We start from the raw sequence: 18,282 nt of genomic DNA, 5'->3' as shown, positions 1-18,282 counted from the left end.
TGCCTGCTGCGGACCGGCACCCCTGCTGCTGGCAGCGCTGGCCCGACCCGGCAGCGCCTTTTTGACCGCCGAGGCACGGGTCCGCGCCTTGATCGAGACCGCCCTGACCAAAGCCCGCGCCCATCTGATCGCGGTTCACAACCCCGGCTTTTCCACGGGCCAGCGCGGCCCGTTCTGCCAGAACCTGATCGAGGGGGTGGGCTGGCATGATTTCGACGCCCGCTCGGCCCGGCTGATCGCGGGGGCGGCATGACCGGCACCACGGCGCCCATCGGCAAGCGCATCGTCATAGTGTCGCATTCGCACCCTGCCCTGCGCTATGGCGGCGGCGAGGTCGCGGCCTATCGCCAGTTCCAGCATCTGCTGGAGGGGGGCGAGGATGCCTATTTCCTCGGCTCGACCATTGGCCCCGAGGACGAGGCGCGGTTCTTTGGTCCCGGCCAGCAGATGCTGTCCTTTTCCGACCGCGATTTCTGCATGCGCGGCACCGGAATGGACAGCTTTCCGATGGAGCATCCCCGTATCGCGGACGAGGATCGGGTGCTGGACATCCTGACCGCGCTGCAGGGCGACATCTATCATTTCCACCATTTCTGGAACATCGGCGCGGGCACGATCCGGCGGCTGCGGGCGCGGTTTCCCGACGCACAGATGATCTGCACCCTGCACGAGATGACGGCGATCTGTGCCAATCACGGCCAGATGGTCAAGACCAGCGGAGAGCTGTGCTATGCCGCCTCGGACGTGGCCTGCGCGGCCTGTCTGGGCCGCCCGCCGGTCGATTTTGCCCTGCGCCGCACCCGCATGGCCGAGATGCTGGACCTGTTCGACACCCTGCTGTCGCCCAGTCAGTTCCTGGCCGACCGCTTTGCGGTCTGGGGAATTCCGCCCGACCGGATCGGAGTAATCGAAAACGGGCTGGACCATACCGACCCGCCCCCGCCGGTGACCGAAACCGCGCTGCTGGCGCGCAGCCGCCGCTTTGCCTTTTTCGGTCAGGCGACGCCCACCAAGGGGCTGGACGTGCTGGTCCGCGCCGCCCTGTTGATCGAGGCCGGGGCCAAGCTGGCTTTGGCGGCGGGCCGCCCGACCGCGCCCATCGCGCTGGATGTCTATGGCGTCACGGCCGAGGCCTTTGCCCGCCTGTGGCCTGCGCTGGACATCCCGGTCTGGATGCGCTTTCGCGGCCGCTATCGCCCGCAGGATTGCGTGGCGATCATGCGGGGGTTTGGCTGGATCGTCATTCCCTCGGTCTGGTGGGAAAACTCTCCGGTGGTGATTCAGGAGGCGCGGGCGGCTGGCACGCCGATGATCGCATCCGATATCGGCGGGATGGCGGAAAAGACTGCAGGCTGGGGGCGGCAGTTCCGGGCGGGCGACGCCGATGCCCTGGCCGCCGAGATCATGGCCGTGCATGACCGCCCCGATCTGCTGGCCCAGCACATCGCGCTGATCGAGCCGCCGCTGGATCTGGCGGGTTTCACCAAGGGCTGGCGTGACCTGTGCGGGCTATGAGGCGGACCCGGGTGGTTGCGGGTCGGTCAGCCGGGGCCCGTCCATCCGAGGCAGCGTGACCCGGCTGCGCCGGTCGGCGTTCCAATAACTCGTGGTGCTTTTATACGTCAGCGGCACATGCGGATCAAAGACCAGCCCGGCCATGTATTGTGGCAGGATGGTCAGGGCCGGCGCCGTGCCTTTGCGGGCACAATCGTCCAGATACCACGCCACCGCACGGGTCAGCAGCCCCGGCCCGGTCTTGGACCAGACGCTGTCATTGTGGCGCTGATCCAAGGCATGCCGCGCCGCCACCGCCGCCCAGACCAGCGCCGGATGGCGCGGCATGGCGGCGATGAAATTGTTGGCGACCGCGCCCACCGGCTCGCGCAGCAGGATCAGTCCCCGGCCCCGCGACAGCAGTCGCCGGGGATGGCCCGTCCGCCAGTCGTCGCAATCGGCATAGATCCCCCCCTCGACCGCCAGCCAGCAGAGGCGGAAAAAATCGCTCTCTTCGGTGGGCGAGCGGGCCTTCTCCAGCGCCAGCCGCCAGTCCCGGCCAAGACGGTCCTGCAGGAACTGCCGCGCCGCGCCGCGGTCAAAGCGCTGATAGCGCCAGCCCCGCAGCCCTGCCCAGCTGGCCGTGACCGCAGCGATGTCGCGGGGCAGGCTGGGGCTGTCCCAATATTGCACGATCTGCTGGGGGATGGGGGGGGTGTCGAACGGCGCGTCCAGGATGGGCGCAGCGCCGATCCGGCGGATGGCGGCGCTGACCAGCAGGGCGGCATTGTCCGGTTCGCCGCCGGGGTCCATCTCGGCCTCCATCTGCAGTACGCCGTTGATCGAGGGGCCGAAATGTGTGCCCCCCCGGGCGCCCGCGACGGCGCCCAAGCGGTCGAACAGCGCCCGGGCCTCGGCCACGCGGCCAATCCGCAGCAGGCAGCGCGGATACCACAGATCCCCGCGCGCGCTGCGGCGGTCGGGCGGCGCGCGCTCGGCGATGCGGCAGGCGCGGTCGGGCTGGTCCAGCTCGGCCCAGCTTTGCGCGACGATCATGCGCCAGCGGGCGCCGGGCTCGTCGGTGTCGATGCGGCGCAGCAGGGCACGGGCCTCGGCCAGAAACCCGGCCTGCAGCAGCGTGCTGAACTGCAGCCGGAACAGGGTCGGGTCCAGCCGCTGCCTGCGCAGGACCATTCGTTGATGCCGCGCGGCCAGCTGCACCCGGCCCGTCTGGCGCAGCAGCCGTGCCAGCAGGATCAGCCGGGCAGTGCGCAGCCGGGCAGGGTCGCGCCCCTGCGGATCGCGGCGGCGCCGGGCCAGGGCGGCGGCGGCGCCCTGATCCAGCGCGGCCAGTTCACACAGGAACAACGCCCGCTCGGGTTCCGCCAGCCGCAGGGCCAGAGGCGTCGTCTGCTGCACCCAGTCCGGCTGGCCGTTTGTGAAAAGCTGCATCAGCAGGCTGCGGGCCAGAGCAAGGTCCATCCGGGGCCGCGCCAGCAGGTCGGATAGCAGGGGCTCCAGATCAGGACCAAGGCCAAGCGGTTCGGCCAGCACGCAGATCTGCCAGATCAGATCGCCGGGCAGAGCGGCGGCGCTGATCCGCAACCCCGGCAAGGCAAGGCGCAGCAGCCCGGGCAGCGCATCGCCCGGCAAGGCCGTCAGCGCCCGGCAGAGACGCAGCGCGGCGACCGCGTCGGGGGTTTGCGACAGGATCGCTGCGGCCTGATGGGCCAGCGCAAGGATCTGGGCGTGATCGGCCAGTCGAATCAGCATCTCAAGCTGTTCCTGCGCGGCGCCGGGATGGTCGGGCTGCAGCGCCAGCGCCGCCCGGCAGGCGGCCAGCCCGGCCCGCGGATCGTCCGATTGCCGGCAGATTAGCGCCAGCTCCAGCCACAGCCGGATGTCGCGGGGATGACGCATGACGGCCAGATCGGCCCGACGCCGCGCCTCTTCCAACTGCGCATCCAGACGCAGGATGCGCAGCTGGCGCAGCATCAGATCGGCATCATCCGGGGCCTGCGACAGCAGCGGCTGAAGTTCGGACAACGCGCCACCGGCATCGCCCGAATGGGCCCGCGCATCGATCAGGGCCAGGCGCAGCCCCGGATCATCGGGACAAAGCCGCAGCCCCTCGTGCCCCGCCCGCACCGCGTCGGTCAGTCGATCATCTTGACGCAGCAGCAGAACCCGACGGCGCAGCATCGCGGCATCGGCGGGGATCTGGGTCAGATGCCGGGTGATCTGATCCAGAGCATCCGCAACACGACCCGCCTCGGTCAGCGACTGGATCAGCAACAGGCGGGCGGGACGATGGACGGGATCCTGCTGCAGGATGAGGCGGCAGGCATCGCGGCAGGCAGGCCCATCGCCATCGCCCGCCATCTTTCGTGCCAGCAGCAAAAGCTGCCGCAGGTCGGACGGGCCGGCGGGCCTTGGGATCAGGCCGCAGGATTGATGGGCCAAAGCCGGAGGCGCGCCATCCGGCGAACCCGGATCGTTGATCAGGGGCAATGCCTTGGCCTGAATGTCGGGCATGCAGGCTTGGGCCTGCGACAGCAGGGTCAGCCGGTCGGGGACCACCATGATGGGAACAGCTTGGGCCGACAAGGCCACGACAAGCGCCGCCCGGCCCGGCCCTGATCGAACCTGGCCGGGCGGCGCCGATCGTGATCAGGCGGCGGTCAGGCGCTGCATCAGCGCCTCGGATTCGGCGGTGACGGATTTGGCAAAATCCGCGATGCCAAGGCGCTGCGCCAGCGCGCGGGGCAATTGGCGCGCAGCCGAGATGCGGGGCCGGGACATTTCGGGAATGATCCGTTCGGACCCGTAAAGATCCAGATATTCCTGATAGTTGTCGAAGGCGCGGCGGGCCGCATAATCGATGAAGGTTTCCGCCGCCACACCCTCGGCCAGAACTTCGTCATGGGCTTCGGTTTCGATATGGTAATAGGTGAACTGCGCGGGCAGATCGGCGCGCGCGGGGATCGTGATCGTCGTGCCGTTGACCAGCACCCCGGCATTGACCAGCAGCCCGTCGACGACCAACGCATGATCGGCCGAGACCATCAGATCGCGCAAGGGCAGACCCCGACCCAAGGCACCGGCAGCGATCCGCACCGGCAGACGGTTGGCCGAGGGGCGTGGCCCGGCGGCACGCGGATGAACCAGCTGATGCCCCATCCAGCGGATCGCCACGCTGCGGCCATCGGCGGTCAGCACCTCATCGCCGATGGCGAGGGTTTCGACGGCGCGCGCACCGGCAGGGGTGGCGATCTGGGTGCCCGTCACGAAGCAGAACGGCTCGGCAGCGTCGATCTGCCAGCCGGATTCTGTGTCCAGATTATCGATATTGACGAAGACACGACGCGGAGAAACCGGCAGCTCGCCATCCGATTCCGGGGTGAACAGGGCATAGCGCGTCTCGCCGGATGTCGTGGTCCGCGAGCCGATAAAGCCCATGGTCACGTCCGTATCGGCATCGGTGACATTGCCCCGATACACCCAGATCTCGGCCGAGCCGCTGTCCGTCGGCACGAAAAACTGCTCTCCCTCGCGCAGCACGTCCAGTTCGGGCAGGGTCTCGCCCGGGTCGCGGCGGTCATCGACGCCGATTTCCGTCCGCGTGGGGCCGTTGCCGGTCCTGAACCGGAAGACCGGCGGCCCCTGATTGCCGTTGTTGAGATACATATTATAGGAATTGGCCATGTGACGCCCCTTTGTGAAAAGGCCGCAGCAACGCATCCCAGAAGACGAGCGACGGCAAAATGATGAACTGATCTTACGGTTCATCATGGGCATGGCGGGGCGAGTCGGGCAATATAAGTACAGAATAGTTTAACTATTTCCGTGACTTAGAACTGACCCGTTCAGGGACTCTGCCGTTTTTCCAGCATGTTGGGGGCGTGACAGCTGTCGGAAGGCCTGACGATGCGGCGCCAGCATCCGGTGCACATAGGCATAGATCGCGATGTCCAGCGGGTTTGTGCGGCGGATCATCCGGCGCAGATCCTGCGAGATATCGACCTTGGTGGCCTCGGTCTCGGGGGTCTTGCGCTTGTGCTCGCTCGGCCACAGGCCGTCATGGCCCATCAGCCGAAAGACGATGTTGAAGGACATCGGGTATTGTTCCAGCAGCCCCAGAAACAGGTGGCTTTCCCCCACCTGCGCCGCAGCCTCGGCCGCCGAGACGCCTTCGGTGCCACCCAGCAGGAAATCGGCCATCTTGTTTTGCGATTCGGACGACCGGACATAACTTTCCAGCGTCGGAAACGCGCGGATGAAGTCCTGATGGGGCGGATGCATCGGCGTGCGCTGATAGCGGTAATCCGAGATCACCCGCGCCTCAGGCTGGCGCAGAAAGGTGATCACGCGGCAATCGGCACTGGCCTCGGCCACGCGCCGGATCTGCGGCAGCTTCAGATGACCCGAGGCCGACCGAAACGGCTGGTCCTGCGCCATCTGCAGGAAGGTGGTGACCGATTGCGCGATCTTGTCCTCGTGCGACATCGAGGCATCGGCGTAATCCACGCAGATGTTGCGATAGGGCCGGTTCCGCGTGCGCAGCTCAGTCGAAAACGACGATCCCGCCGTCTTGGGGATATGCTGGAACAGCCACAATGTGCGGTCATCGCCGCGATGCGTCTCGATGAACCGCGACAGCGACATGCGGGCAAGATCGTTGAAAGCCATGGGCGAACCTGGTCCTGAGCAAAAGGGATGGGACCGTCGCCGGTCCCGTGGCGGCGGGCGTCAGTCTGCGATCATGGCGGCAATCCGGCCGAATCGCGACGGGTGCAGATACAGATCGTTGCCGACATTCGCGACGACGGTGGTGCGGTCGCCATGTTCCTCGACCAGGGCCAGCCGGGGCGTGACGCCGCAGATCAGGCTGGTGTCGTGAAAGCTGGCCGTGCGGCTGACATATTGCCCCGAGGTGATCTCGATCAGGCGGGCGCCCTGCGGAGCGAAGACGACATTGCTCAGCCCCGCGCCGTGGACGCCGACGACCGCCCGCGCTTGGGCCATGACCTGACGCTGTTCGGCCACGCTCAGCCGGTCGCCGATCATCACCTGCAGGTCGAACCGCGCGGCCAGATAGGCGATCAGCTGATCCTCGTTGATCAGCCGCCGGTTCCCCGCATTCGCGCGCGAGACAAAGATCACCTGCCCGCCGGGCCGGTCCCCGCGCGCCAGATTGCCCAGGAACCGGATGGCTGAGGTCGAGATCCGTGTTTCGGGCTCGCGCGTGGGATCGCGCAGACCGCTGGTCATGAAACACAGCCGGTCGGGGCGCACCAGCGGCTTGCCTGTCACGAAGGTCCGGTCCACCAGCCGGGGAAAGAACGCCTGCAACGAGGGCATGACAAAGCCCGGCAGCTGGCCGAAATGCAGGATCAGCCTGTCGACCTGCGCGTCCAGTTGCGCATCATCCATCAGCGACAGACGCGGCAGGCATTCCACCATCCAGTGAAAGTAATTCGCCGTTCCGGGCTTTTGAAAATACAGCAGCCCGCCGGCGGGGGTCTCCATCACCTTGCGTTCGGTCAGCCGCAGGATCCGGGCATGCTCGGCAGGCAGGGTGTCGCGGATATTGGGGTGAAAGGCATGCTCGATCGCCGTGTTGCCGGTCCAGATCTGGCCGCGATACATCACGAAGCCGTCGCCGGTATGCATCTGGTCGTCACGCGCCGGCACCGGCTGCGTGTAAAGCTGGGCCACCTCGGCGATCGCGCGGCTGTGCTGCGGGTTGGCATATTCGGCGATGCCCGGTCGCCGCAGATCGACCAGCGCCAGCCCCGCGCGGGGCACCTGCCGGTCCTGGGGATCGCGCCACAGCAGCCGCGCGCCCGCCTGCCGGGCGCTGCGGACGTTCACCGTCCCCGGCTCGGCTTGCGCCGGACAGGCTGTGTCGGGCATCGGGGCCTCCGCTGATCTTGCACCGTCGCGGCCGCAGGGCATCGGGCCCCGGGCGCCTGACCGCACGATGACACGAGGGGCGGGGGCGATGCCAGCAACCACCGCAACAGCGCAGACAATAATCGAACGGATGGGTTTATCTTGCCGCAGGACGCGCGGCCCCGCCCGCATCTGCGTAAAAGCTTTGCAATTCCGTGATATGGCTGGTTTCGGTGCAGCAGCCCGGAAAACCGGCCTCGGCGGCCATGCAAAGTCAGACGAGGCCTAGGAAGGCCGAACTGGGTAGTTTAGTATGCGCATGAAGATCATTTCGGCAAGGATCGCCATGAGCGCTCAGAAGACCTTCGAAGCCCGCAGCTTGTGCGAGCACGAGAACTACATGATGACCCTGCATGAAAGCCCCGGAAACACCGACAACCGCTTGCTGATCACCTTTGGACCGGCGAATTCTGATTTCTCGACCAGCGGCTTTGCGACCGCTGTTGCCAAGAAACTGGGAATCGACAGCATCTATGTCGCACAGCGTTTGGGCACCTATTACCAGGGTCTGCCTTTAGAGGATTTTCTTGGGGTCGTTGCGCCGCTTCTGCCCGGTCGCGATGTCATCACCTATGGCGGCAGTCTGGGGGCATGGTGCGCATTCTATTATGGCGGCCCGATCAATGCGCGGATCATTGCATTCTCGCCTTTGAATCCCGGGCATCCTGATTACAAGACCAATGGGTTTGCTGTCCCGTTGCTGGACTATGCGCATGGCGATCTGCGATCCGCAGCTATTTCGACGCATTGTCCGATTTTGGCCATCGATCCTTATCGGCAGGGCGATGTGGACTTTACCGAACAGTTTATCGCCCCGGCCTATCAGAACGTGATCCGCTACGAGGTTCCCTATGCGGGCCATAACATCCTTGACCGCATGCGACGGGCCGGAACGCTCAAATCCTTCGTCACGGACGCGCTGGCGGGACAGGTGCCAGAAAAGATCGTGATCAAGGAAGAGGGCTGCCCACACTGGCATTTCGAGCGCGCGCGTCTTTTTCGGTGGAAGAAAGACAATGATGCCGCCGAGGTCGAATATCGTGCAGCCCTGAAAGCAGAATTCAACCGGGTCACCGTCACCAATCTTGTCAGCTTTCTGTTGCAGGTTCGCACCGATGCCGATCTTCGCGCGGCGATCGCCGAAATCGGTCCGGCACAGGTGCTTTCGATGCTGCCCGCCCGGGTTGCAGATCCCCTGATCAAGGCAGGATATTTGCAACCAGCCTAGGGGGTTGCAGCATATTTTGAAGGCATTGCGAAAAGCAGCGCATGGGGTCAGCCGGTAAATCTTGACCCGTCATTCGACGGAATTTTAACGTCGCTGTGGCGACACACAGCTTGAGGGTACAATGGACGTTCCGACATCTACGGCAGAGGCGCCGCAAATCACCCTTGAATCGCTGGCCGCCGACATTCAGGATCTCAGGCTGAGGATCGCGCGGCAGGTCACGCGCGACGTGGCGCGTCGCAACAAGCTGCTGGCTTTGCAGGCGGCCGTTGTGCGCCGCCATGGCGATGCGGTCTGCGATTCCGACGACGTCATCGCGCCGGTCTTTCCGATCGAGCGTGTGGCGCATGACAAACCGATGGCCCGCATTCTTGCCTTCGGGTCGATGGGCGACAATTTCGGCATGACGACCACCGAGTTCTTCAAGCAATTGCATGCCTTTGATGTCGAGGTCTATTTCTTCAAGGACTTCGAACAGATCTGGTACATGAAGGGCCTGCTGGGGCTGTCGACCGATATCGACAGCACGGTCACGGTCATCCGCGAGATGCTTCCCGATGATGGCCTGCCCATCCTGACGCTTGGCGCCAGCAGCGGCGGCTTTGCCGCGTTGCTGTTCGGGCGGCTTCTGGGCGCCAGCCGGACGATTGCCTTTTCGCCCCAGTCCGAAGTCAGCCGTCAGGTGTTCAGCCGGTTCAAATCGGTCGATTCGAATGACGAGGATTTCGAGATCATCAAGGCCTATGGAAGCCTGCGGAAGGTCTATGACGAGACGCCCGCCACCGGCAAGGCCAGGATCCTTTTTCGCCGAGCGCGCCCCCCACGACGCGCAACAGGCGCGGCTGATGGAAGGATGCGACGGGGTCACCATGGCGCCCCTGCCGTGGAACGGGCACAACACCGCCAATTTCCTCAAGCTGCGCGGCCAGCTGCAGGAAACGTTGTCCGATTTTGTCCACGGCACCGGCTCTTTCGCCGACTGACACGGGCTATAGTGCCGATGCGTGGTCGGGTGCCCCCCGATCCCGCGTCGGCAGATCCTGACACCAGGCCGGTGATCGCGTGCCAAGCCGGTTCCCCCGCACCGCAAGCGGCGCCCGTTCGGATATGAGTGTATTGTCACGGAAAGCCCGGACATCGATTGCCTTCCTGAATCCAGCGATCCTTGAAATTCAGGACCGGAGAGGATCGTTCCAGCCCTGGTTCCGGCACGGCTTTCTCTGTGTGCCGTGACCATCGGCGCGACCATGCCGATGGGCCTGGCGTCTGTGACGGCCTCGCCTGCCTGTCAGAAGAAGACATCGGACAGATCATCGCTGTCGGGGGCCGTCGCCGCTTCGGCGGGCATGTCGATCGGCGGACCATCACCAAAGACGGTGGCAAAGATCATGCGCTCTTCCCGCATGGTGTAATGCGCCGACAAAATATTGGTCAGGGGGGTCAGATCCACCGATCCGGTCCCTTCGGGATCCGCGATGGCCAGCGGTCCGAGGGCTTGGGCCGCCGCCTGCATCAGCGCCAGTCCGGTCAGATGTTCCTTCATCAGATCCTTGGCGCGGGCGACCTTGTCGGGGACGGCGGCGGCGGCGGCCTCGGCATCGGCCAGCTGGTCGAGGCACAGGCGTTCGGCATTCTCGACCGCGCCCAGAACCGCTGCGAACAGATCCCGGATCGCCGTCGCCTCGCGAATCTCGGTGGGCAGCAGCACGGATTGCAGGTCGCCCGCCGCATCGGTGGTCTTGCCGATGCCGATGCGGATCAGATCGGCGCCGCCCTTGGCATTGGCCGCGTTGTCGCGGATTTCATGGGCGATATAGCCGATCGTCCGGTCGCCGCCCTGATGGTCGGCGGCGTGAATCGCAGCATTGAACCCGGCAAGGCGCAGCGAAAATTCCACATTGTCCAGCGCGTCGGTCATCGAGGCGAACTGCTCGGCGGCTTCGATGCATTCGGCGAGGCTGGCGAATATCGCCTCGCGCCGGGCCTCGCGTTGCAGGAACCGATGCTCCATTTCTTGGGCCTGACGGGTGATGCCCATGCCCAGACCCGCCTCGGCGGCCGAGCGGTCGACCTGCAGCATGCCGCCCACCAGTCCGGCACCGTTGCGCGCCTGACCCAGAATGATGTCCAGACTGTCGCCGATGACGGCCATCCGGGCCTGATACAGCTGCACCAGATCGATCAGTTGCGCACGTTCCAGCCGGGCGATGCGGGCGATGAACAGGTGCCGGGCCGGGATGTCCGGCGGCAGCGCATCATCCGTCAGCCCACCGCCTTGGGCCAGATGGAACATCAGTTCCAGATGGGTGATCGTGTGTTCCAGCCGCTGGCGGGCGATGTCGTGGAATTGCAGAACGCCCACGACCTCGGCCACCGATTGCGCAGCATCGGAAAAGGCCAGACGGGCTCCCTGCCGGTTGCCATCTGCCGACAGGCGCCGCGCGGTCAGATCCTGTTCCAGCGACCTGATGACCTCAAGCAGGGATTTGGTGCGGGCCTCTTCCATCTGGCGGTCGCGCAGCTGATCGGCGGCGTCCTGAAGCGAGCGGTGCAGATGCGCAAGCCGGTCCGACAGCTGGCCCGCCAGCGTCCGGCCCGTGCCCACCAGAACGCCGACCTGCACCAGAAAGGCCGAGAGGCTGCTGCCGCGTTCCATCATGGCACCGGTATGGGTCCGGGCCACAAGCGCCACATAATCCAGCAGTGAAAAGGCGCGGACGACCTGTTCGTTACCGTCATGCGCATCGCCGCGTCCGTCCAGCACGTCGCCAAGCCGGGCGCCGATGGCCCGTCCGTTCCGCTCCAGCGTACAGGCGCGTTCGGCGGCCTCGGCGAGGCGGGCGTCGATGGTCAAGATATCCGTGCCGGTCATGATCTCGATCGTGCGGGCCATCGCGCCTTCGACCGCCTTCAGCATGCCGTGGATCGCCTGCAGATCCTCGCCCACATGCAGGTAAGCGCCTTCGCTGTCGGCATTCCAGCGCGCAAGCGTGTCGGTCAGGGCGGCCAGCGCCACCAGATCATCGGGAAGCGGGCTGGCGCTGGCAGCAGGAACAGCGGCGGAAGAAACCTGTCGGATGGCCTGTATCATCATGTCACGCCCTGCTTGGTGAGGAAGGATGGTCGGCTGCGGCAAAGCGCATGACCTCGGTTGCCAGCTTGGTCAGGGGCAATTCGGTTTCGACCCCGCCAAGCTTTTTCGCCTCTTTCGGCATGCCATAGACGATACAGCTGGCCTCGTCCTGACCCAGGGTGCGGGCGCCGGTCTGGCGCAATTCCAGCAGGCCCTTGGCGCCGTCATCGCCCATGCCGGTCATGATGATCCCAAGCGCATTCGGCCCCGCGGCCCGCGCGGTCGAGCGGAACAGCACGTCGACCGAGGGGCGGTGCCGTGACACCAGCGGGCCTTCGCGAACTTCGACCCGGTATTGCGCGCCGCTGCGATGCAGCAGCATGTGGTGATCGCCCGGCGCGATCAGGGCAAGGCCGGGGATCAGGCGGTCGCCGGTCTTCGCCTCGCGCACCTCGATCCGGCACAGCCCGTCAAGGCGGCGGGCAAAGGCGGTGGTGAAGCCCGCAGGCATGTGCTGGACGATCGCAAGGCCGGGGGCATCGGCGGGCAGCGCCTCCAGCAGAACGCGCAACGCCTCGGTGCCGCCGGTCGAGGCGCCGACGACCACCAGCCGGTCGGTTGTGTGTTCGACCGTCCGCCGCCCCGCCGGGGGCAGCACCGCATCCGCCGTCAGCTTGGCCGCCGGTTCCAGCCGGGCACGATAGGGTTTGACCTTGGCCTGCGCTGCGGCGCGCACCGCGTCGCAGATCCGGGTCCGGGCTTCCAGAATGAACTGGGCGGTGCCCATCTTGGGCTTGGTGATGATCTCGACCGCGCCGGCCTCCAGCGCGGCCAGCGCCGTGGGCGATCCGGCATTGGCCAGGGACGAACAGATCACCACCGGCAGCGGGCGCTGCTGCATCAGTTTCTGGACGAAGGTGATGCCATCCATGCGCGGCATCTCGATGTCGCAGATGATGACGTCGGGCATCTCGGTGCGCAGCCGTTCGGCGGCGAAATAGGGGTCCGAGGCGGTGCCCATCACGGTCATCCCCGGCTCGGCCTGAATGATGTCGCTGAGGGCGGTCCGCACGCTGGCCGAATCGTCGATGATCAGAACCTTGATATCAGGCATGGATCAGTCCTCCAGGCGTTCGTGGATGTTGTTGCGCAGCAGGCGCAGGGGGGCCTGCCGTTCCCGGCTCATGTCGGAATGGCCCAGAAACAGCAGGCCGCCGGGGCGCAGATGGGTGCAGAGTTTCCTGACGATCTGCTGCTGGACGTCATTGTCGAAATAGATCAGAACATTGCGGCAAAAGATAATGTCCATCAGCCGGCCCGGCAGATAGCGCGGGTGCATCAGATTGATCTGACCGAACCGGACATGGCGGCGCAGCGCGGGCGCCATGCGCACCGCCGCGCTGGCCCCGTCGCGCGCCCGCATCACATAGCGCGCGGCCATCTCTGGCGGTACCTTGGCGACATCGCGCGTCTCGTAAATGGCGGTGCGCGCCTGCGTGAGGGCCTTGATCGAGATGTCGGTCGCGACTGCGGACCAGCTCCAGCGTCCGGCCTCGGGCAGAGCGGTGCTGGCGGCCTCGGCGGCCATGGCCATGGTCCAGACCTCTTCCCCGGTCGAACAGGCGGCGGACCACATCGACAGCTGTCCCGCCCGCCCGCCTTCGGCCAGCTCGCCCAGCCTTTGCGGCGTCAGAAAGTCGAAATGCGGGCGTTCGCGAAAGAACGAGGTCTCGTTGGTGACGACGCAGTCCACAAAGGCCTGCATTTCGCCCTCGGGGGGATTGGGGCCGGTCAGCAGCGCCTGATAGGCGTCGAAATCATCGACGCCTGCAGCCTTCAGACGGCGGCTGAGCCGGGTTTGCAGCATCTGGCGCTTGGACGGGGCCAGCGCGATGCCGCATTTGTCGCGGACCAGAACGGTCAGGCGGCGAAAGGTGGCCTCGGACATCTGGGGGGGATTGCGCAGCGGGCCGCCCCCGGGCGGCGGGGCTGGCGAAAGACGGGGGCGTGGCATGGTCATTCACAAGGTCCTGCGTGATGGGGCTGGCCAAGGACGGCGGTCCGGATGGCATGGCAACCGGCGGTGGTCCGGACCCGTCGGACGGGCGCCGGAAGCGGTCGGGACGCGAGCCTATCCGCCGTCGAACATGCCGTCGCGGGGGCGGAACACGGCCTCGATATCCAAAAGCGTCATGAATTCCTGATCGCGCCGCCCGATGCCGCGGATGAAGCTGGCATCCCAGGCCTCGCCAAAGCGGGGCGGGCTTTCCAATGTGGCGGGGTCGTGTTCCACCACCTCGAGCACTGCGTCGGCAATGATCGCGATGACCTGCGGCGCGTCACCCGCGCCGATTTCAAGCACGACGATCCGGGTGTCCGATCCGCCGCCAGTCGTATCGCCCATGCGCAGCTTGTGCTTGAGATCGACCACGGGCACGCCCTCGTGGCGGACATCGACCATGCCCACAAGGCTGGCCGGTGCATTCGCGACCGGGGTGATCGGCGTCACGTCCAGCACCTCGCGCACATGCCGGACGTCGATCCCGAAGACGGTCTGGCCAAGCCGGAACGTCAGGATCTGGGGGGCATCCTCCTGCCCGTCCAAGACGGGCAGGAGGAAATCCTGGGCTGCGGCCTGCGCCATCATGCGCTCATTCTTTCAAAGCTTCCGTCATTCTGATCGTCGTTCAGATCCAGATCGAAGCCCTGACCGTCCCTGGCCGCAGCCGAACCCTTGGCCTTCAGCGGCGACGGTTTGATCTTTCCGCGCTTGCCAGCCGTCTTGCGGGCGGGTCTTGCCGCCATTTCGGCCTGCATCTGACGATCAAGATCATCCTCCGACGCTGCGGCCTTGGGCGCGGACCGGCTGTTGCGGTCCAGCGTGAAGAAGGCGGCCCGTTCGTTCAGCATGGCGGCCTGCGCCGACAACTGCTCGGCGGTGGCCGACATTTCATTGGCGGCGGCGGCGTTCTGCTGGGTCACCTCGTCCAGCTGCTGGATGGCCTGATTGATCTGTTCGGACCCCGAGTTCTGTTCGCGGCAGGCGGCCGAGATCTCGCCCACCAGTTCGGCGGTGCGCTGGATGTCCGGCACCAGATCCTGCAGCATGCGCCCCGCCTCTTCCGAAATGGCCAGCGTCGAACCCGACAGCTCTCCGATTTCGGTCGAGGCCTGTTGGGACCGTTCGGCCAGCTTGCGCACCTCGGAGGCGACGACGGCAAAGCCCTTGCCATGCTGGCCCGCCCGGGCGGCCTCGATCGCGGCATTCAGCGCCAGCAGGTCGGTCTGGCGGGCGATTTCCTGCACGATCTGGATCTTGTCGGCGATGGTCCGCATGGCCTGGACCGAATTGGCGACGGCCTTGCCACTTTTCTCGGCATTGACGCTGGCCTGACCGGCGATCTTTTCGGTCTGGGCGGCATTTTCCGCGTTCTGACGGATGTTGGCGGCCATTTCCTCCATCGCGGCCGAGGCTTCTTCGGTCGCTGCCGCCTGTTCGGTCGAGCCCTGGCTCAGCTGTTCCGCCGTGGAAGAGGATTGCTGCGACCCCGAGGCCACCTGACCCGAGCTGGAGATCACGTCGCCGACGATCTGGCGCAGGTTCTGGTTCATGGTGCTCATGGCACGCATCAGGTCGCCGATCTCGTCGCTGCCCCGGGCATCGATCTCTATGGTCAGATCGCCGGTGCCGATGGCGTCGGCAATGCGAACGGACCGCGTCAGCCCCCGGGAAATGCTCAGTGCCATCCACAATGCGGCGGCCGTTCCGATCGCGATGGCGCCCAGAATGATGGCCAGCAGCGTGGTGCGGGTGGTTTCATAGGCGGCCTTGGCGTTCGCATTCGCGGCAGTCGCCGCAGTATCGCTTTTCTGGGAAATTTCCTGCAGGCGATCGTCAAGCAGGATAGCGGCGGGTGCCAGCTGTTCCTCCATCGCCTTCAGGGCGTTATATTCGTTCAGCTTTGCCGCATCGCGCAGCTGGATCTGGATCAGATCGATCGAGGCATCCCAGCCTGCATTCAGTGCAGGCAATCTGTCACCGAAGAACTCGGCGATCACTGGAACCGTCTGCAGTTTCTGCAGGGCATCGTTGACCTCGGCGATGCTTTCGTCGGTGGTCGAGATCGAATTCGACACCTGCGCCGGATCCAGTCGGACGGCGGCGGCCACCATGCGCATCCGCGCCCAGTTGGCGCCGCTGGATACCCCCTCGATCAGTCCTGCGGCCTCGACCAGTTGCTGTCCGGTCAGGACGCGGTCGAACAAACCGCCCGGAGGGGCCGCGGCCAGTTGCTGCAGATCCCGGGACAGGCCTGCGACCTCGGCCAGAAAGCCATTGACGGTCTCTCGGATGGAATCAAGGGCGGTGCCCGCGGCGTTGGGATCGGCAGCCGCCGACAGCCGCATCGATGTCTGCGCCTTTTCGCCGAAATCTGCGATCATGGCGGGAAGGTCGGAAAATGTCTCTCTCTCATGCAGAGGCAGGGCGGCCATCAAACGTTCTAGATTGACGTCGATTTCCGACAGCACCGTCCCGACCCGTTCGGCCAGACCGGCGCGAACCTCGGCGTCGCGGCTCATATACATCTGACGTGTGAACAGACGGATCTGGGTCACGCGCTGCCGGATGGCGCGGCTGTTCTGAACCTGCGCAAAAGGCCCCGAGACAAAGCTTTCCAGCTGGTTTTGGGACTGCGCAAGGCTGGTGACGGCGACATAGCCGCTGCCACCGGTCAGGGCGAGGATCACCGCGAACGAGGCGATCAGTTTGGTCTTGATGGTCAGGCGCATGATGCGTGTTCCTGTCTGCTGCAAAGGGGCTGGTGAGGGGTCATCACTGGGGACGGTCGGCGTCTATGGCGGTGATCTCGTCCAGATCGAGGATGATGACATAGCGGTCATTGCGCTGGACGACGCCCCGCATCAGCGCGGCGGGCCATCGGGTGCTGTTGGGGGGGGCGGGGCGGATGCTGTCCAGGGCGATATCGACCACCTCATAGACGGCATCGGCGCGCAGCCCGACCAGAAAGGCATCGCCCTGCCGGTCCATCCGGGTCACGATGACCCGCGTCGTGTCACCATCCGCGACCGGTTCCATGCCAAAGCGCGTGCGCAGGTCCAGCAGCGGCATGACATTGCCGCGCACATTGACAAGGCCCGGCGTATGGGCGGGTGCATTGGGCACCAGCGTCATGGGCGGCGGGTCCAGCACCTCGTGCACGCTGGCGACCGGCAGGGCAAAGATATCCTCGTCCAGCGCGACCGTCAGATAGTCATGCGAGGCGGTGGTCTGGGATGACGGCTCCATTGCGGATCCTTTCGTCAGGCGGCGTTGCGGGCGTCGCCGCCAGCCGCAGGGTTGCGACGGGGTGCGGGCGGGCATTTGGCCAGCGAGGTGATGTCGAGGATCAGGGCGACCGAGCCGTCGCCCAGAATGGTCGCGCCGGCCAGACCGGGCGTTGCGCGATGCAGGGGCGACAGCGGCTTAATGACCGTCTGGTGCTGGCCGATCACCTGATCGACGACCACGCCGATCTTGCCGCCATCGATTTCCACCACCGCCACGACCGTGCCCGAATGGTCGGTGCCGAAAATGCGGTCCGTCCACAGCAGCGGCACCATCGTGCCCCGGATATCGACAAAGTTGCGCCCGTTCGAGGTGCGCGTCTCGACCTGGGTCAGCTCGACACATTCCTCGACGCTGGCCAGCGGCAGGATGCACATGGTGGTGCCGATGGCGACCTGCAGCCCTTCGATGATGGCCAGCGTCAGCGGCAGGCGCAGGGTGATGCGGGTGCCGCGGCCGGGTTCGCTGACGATTTCGATCGCGCCGTGAAGGTCGGTGATCGTGCGCTTGACCACATCCATGCCGACGCCCCGGCCCGACAGACTGGACACGCTTTGCGCCGTCGACAGGCCGGGATGAAAGATCAGGTGGTCGATCTGGCCGGGCGGCAGATCCTCGTCGGCGCCGACCACGCCTGCCGCAACGGCCTTTTCCAGAATGCGGGCGCGGTTCAGGCCGGCGCCGTCATCCTCGATGGTGATCACCATCTCGGTGCCCGACTGGCGGGCGGACAGATGCAACGTGCCCCGGCGCGGCTTGCCTGCGGCCAGTCGCTGATCGGGCATCTCGATGCCGTGATCGATCGAGTTGCGGATGATATGGACCAGCGGGTCGCCCAACCTGTCCAGCACGGTCTTGTCCAGTTCGGTCTCCTCGCCGGACAGGACCAGATCGATCTCCTTGGCCAGATCGCCTGACAGATCGCGCACCACCCGGCGATAGCGGCTGAACAGCTGGTCGATGGGCAGCATGCGCATGTCCATCGCGCTGTCGCGCAGATCGGCAGAGAGGCGTTCGATTTCCTCGACGATGGCGGCCAGGGCGGGGTCGCGGCGGTGATGGGCCAGCGCGGTCAGGCGGGCCTGCGCGATCACCAGCTCTCCGACCTGATCCAGCAAGGTGTCCAGCCGGGCGGCCGAGACACGCACCTGATTGTCGCCACGATCGGCCTGAGGGGCTGTGGCA

The 18,282-nt window shown here is 65.8% G+C and carries 15 protein-coding genes; 3 read left to right on the top strand and 12 right to left on the bottom strand.

Annotated features, from left to right (window positions below; genetic code table 11):
* A partial coding sequence (locus EG885_RS22845) for a hypothetical protein (protein WP_165571210.1) occupies positions 1-253 on the top strand: 253 nt, incomplete at its 5' end.
* On the top strand, positions 250-1,515 hold the full coding sequence (locus EG885_RS19090; RefSeq protein WP_131577782.1) for a glycosyltransferase: 1,266 nt from the start codon (positions 250-252) through the stop codon (positions 1,513-1,515). The genes EG885_RS22845 and EG885_RS19090, both read left to right, overlap by 4 nt.
* On the opposite strand, the gene EG885_RS19085 is transcribed toward EG885_RS19090, so the two are convergent.
* The 4 genes from EG885_RS19085 to EG885_RS19070 all read right to left on the bottom strand — a co-directional run bounded on the left by EG885_RS19085 (position 1,510) and on the right by EG885_RS19070 (position 7,410).
* The gene (locus EG885_RS19085) at positions 1,510-4,077 is read right to left on the bottom strand and encodes a hypothetical protein (RefSeq protein ID WP_131577780.1); all 2,568 of its coding nucleotides are present in this window, start codon (positions 4,075-4,077) and stop codon (positions 1,510-1,512) included. The genes EG885_RS19090 and EG885_RS19085 overlap by 6 nt on opposite strands.
* A gap of 87 nt (positions 4,078-4,164) precedes the next feature.
* Positions 4,165-5,199 carry a Hint domain-containing protein gene (locus EG885_RS19080; RefSeq protein WP_165571209.1) on the bottom strand — a complete coding sequence of 345 codons (1,035 nt, stop codon included), beginning with the start codon at positions 5,197-5,199 and terminating at the stop codon, positions 4,165-4,167.
* 129 nt (positions 5,200-5,328) lie between these two features.
* Positions 5,329-6,183 (bottom strand): sulfotransferase family 2 domain-containing protein, encoded by an 855-nt coding sequence (locus EG885_RS19075; protein ID WP_131577775.1) that lies wholly within the window; start codon positions 6,181-6,183, stop codon positions 5,329-5,331.
* A gap of 60 nt (positions 6,184-6,243) precedes the next feature.
* Entirely contained in the window at positions 6,244-7,410 is a 1,167-nt protein-coding gene (locus EG885_RS19070; RefSeq protein ID WP_165571208.1) for a glycosyltransferase family 61 protein, read from the bottom strand.
* Positions 7,411-7,702: 292 nt separating this feature from the next.
* Here EG885_RS19070 and EG885_RS19065 point away from each other — a divergent pair, with 292 nt between their 5' ends.
* Positions 7,703-8,677 (top strand): hypothetical protein, encoded by a 975-nt coding sequence (locus EG885_RS19065; RefSeq protein ID WP_131577771.1) that lies wholly within the window; start codon positions 7,703-7,705, stop codon positions 8,675-8,677.
* Here EG885_RS19065 and EG885_RS19060 read toward each other — a convergent pair.
* From EG885_RS19060 to EG885_RS19025, 8 genes are all read right to left on the bottom strand, one after another.
* Complete coding sequence (locus EG885_RS19060; RefSeq protein ID WP_131577769.1) at positions 8,649-9,548, bottom strand: hypothetical protein; 900 nt, start codon at positions 9,546-9,548, stop codon at positions 8,649-8,651. The two genes, EG885_RS19065 and EG885_RS19060, sit on opposite strands and share 29 nt — an antisense overlap.
* 417 nt (positions 9,549-9,965) lie before the next feature.
* Positions 9,966-11,771 (bottom strand): hypothetical protein, encoded by a 1,806-nt coding sequence (locus tag EG885_RS19055; RefSeq protein ID WP_131577767.1) that lies wholly within the window; start codon positions 11,769-11,771, stop codon positions 9,966-9,968.
* Between the two features lies 1 nt (position 11,772).
* Positions 11,773-12,864 (bottom strand): protein-glutamate methylesterase/protein-glutamine glutaminase, encoded by a 1,092-nt coding sequence (locus EG885_RS19050; RefSeq protein ID WP_131577765.1) that lies wholly within the window; start codon positions 12,862-12,864, stop codon positions 11,773-11,775.
* A gap of 3 nt (positions 12,865-12,867) precedes the next feature.
* Positions 12,868-13,770, bottom strand: coding sequence for a CheR family methyltransferase (locus EG885_RS19045; RefSeq protein ID WP_131577763.1), 903 nt, complete (start codon positions 13,768-13,770; stop codon positions 12,868-12,870).
* A gap of 111 nt (positions 13,771-13,881) precedes the next feature.
* Positions 13,882-14,397: a chemotaxis protein CheW gene (locus tag EG885_RS19040; RefSeq protein ID WP_131577761.1), complete on the bottom strand. Its 516-nt coding sequence runs from the start codon at positions 14,395-14,397 to the stop codon at positions 13,882-13,884.
* On the bottom strand, positions 14,394-16,541 hold the full coding sequence (locus EG885_RS19035) for a HAMP domain-containing methyl-accepting chemotaxis protein (RefSeq protein ID WP_131577759.1): 2,148 nt from the start codon (positions 16,539-16,541) through the stop codon (positions 14,394-14,396). Before EG885_RS19035 ends, EG885_RS19040 begins: the two co-directional genes overlap by 4 nt.
* Before the next feature lie 43 nt (positions 16,542-16,584).
* Positions 16,585-17,058 carry a chemotaxis protein CheW gene (locus tag EG885_RS19030; protein ID WP_165571207.1) on the bottom strand — a complete coding sequence of 158 codons (474 nt, stop codon included), beginning with the start codon at positions 17,056-17,058 and terminating at the stop codon, positions 16,585-16,587.
* Positions 17,059-17,072: 14 nt separating this feature from the next.
* Positions 17,073-18,282, bottom strand: a 1,210-nt coding sequence (locus EG885_RS19025; protein WP_131577755.1) for a chemotaxis protein CheA, incomplete at its 5' end; no start/stop codon positions are given.

The sequence above is a fragment of the Paracoccus nototheniae genome, assembly GCF_004335005.1.
Classification (GTDB): Bacteria; Pseudomonadota; Alphaproteobacteria; order Rhodobacterales; family Rhodobacteraceae; genus Paracoccus; species Paracoccus nototheniae.
The sequence above is the reverse complement of the archived record's forward strand: the minus strand, read 5'-3'. Positions and strand labels throughout refer to the sequence as shown.

What these genes read in the sequence shown, in the direction of transcription:
- EG885_RS19080 (WP_165571209.1), bottom strand. Translation starts at nt 5,199, where the DNA reads ATGGCCAATTCCTATAATATGTATCTCAACAACGGCAATCAGGGGCCG.
- EG885_RS19050 (WP_131577765.1), bottom strand. Translation starts at nt 12,864, where the DNA reads ATGCCTGATATCAAGGTTCTGATCATCGACGATTCGGCCAGCGTGCGG.
- EG885_RS19065 (WP_131577771.1), top strand. Translation starts at nt 7,703, where the DNA reads ATGCGCATGAAGATCATTTCGGCAAGGATCGCCATGAGCGCTCAGAAG.
- EG885_RS19075 (WP_131577775.1), bottom strand. Translation starts at nt 6,183, where the DNA reads ATGGCTTTCAACGATCTTGCCCGCATGTCGCTGTCGCGGTTCATCGAG.
- EG885_RS19040 (WP_131577761.1), bottom strand. Translation starts at nt 14,397, where the DNA reads ATGATGGCGCAGGCCGCAGCCCAGGATTTCCTCCTGCCCGTCTTGGAC.
- EG885_RS19055 (WP_131577767.1), bottom strand. Translation starts at nt 11,771, where the DNA reads ATGATGATACAGGCCATCCGACAGGTTTCTTCCGCCGCTGTTCCTGCT.
- EG885_RS19085 (WP_131577780.1), bottom strand. Translation starts at nt 4,077, where the DNA reads ATGGTGGTCCCCGACCGGCTGACCCTGCTGTCGCAGGCCCAAGCCTGC.
- EG885_RS19035 (WP_131577759.1), bottom strand. Translation starts at nt 16,541, where the DNA reads ATGCGCCTGACCATCAAGACCAAACTGATCGCCTCGTTCGCGGTGATC.
- EG885_RS19045 (WP_131577763.1), bottom strand. Translation starts at nt 13,770, where the DNA reads ATGACCATGCCACGCCCCCGTCTTTCGCCAGCCCCGCCGCCCGGGGGC.
- EG885_RS19030 (WP_165571207.1), bottom strand. Translation starts at nt 17,058, where the DNA reads ATGGAGCCGTCATCCCAGACCACCGCCTCGCATGACTATCTGACGGTC.
- EG885_RS19090 (WP_131577782.1), top strand. Translation starts at nt 250, where the DNA reads ATGACCGGCACCACGGCGCCCATCGGCAAGCGCATCGTCATAGTGTCG.
- EG885_RS19060 (WP_131577769.1), bottom strand. Translation starts at nt 9,548, where the DNA reads ATGGTGACCCCGTCGCATCCTTCCATCAGCCGCGCCTGTTGCGCGTCG.
- EG885_RS19070 (WP_165571208.1), bottom strand. Translation starts at nt 7,410, where the DNA reads ATGCCCGACACAGCCTGTCCGGCGCAAGCCGAGCCGGGGACGGTGAAC.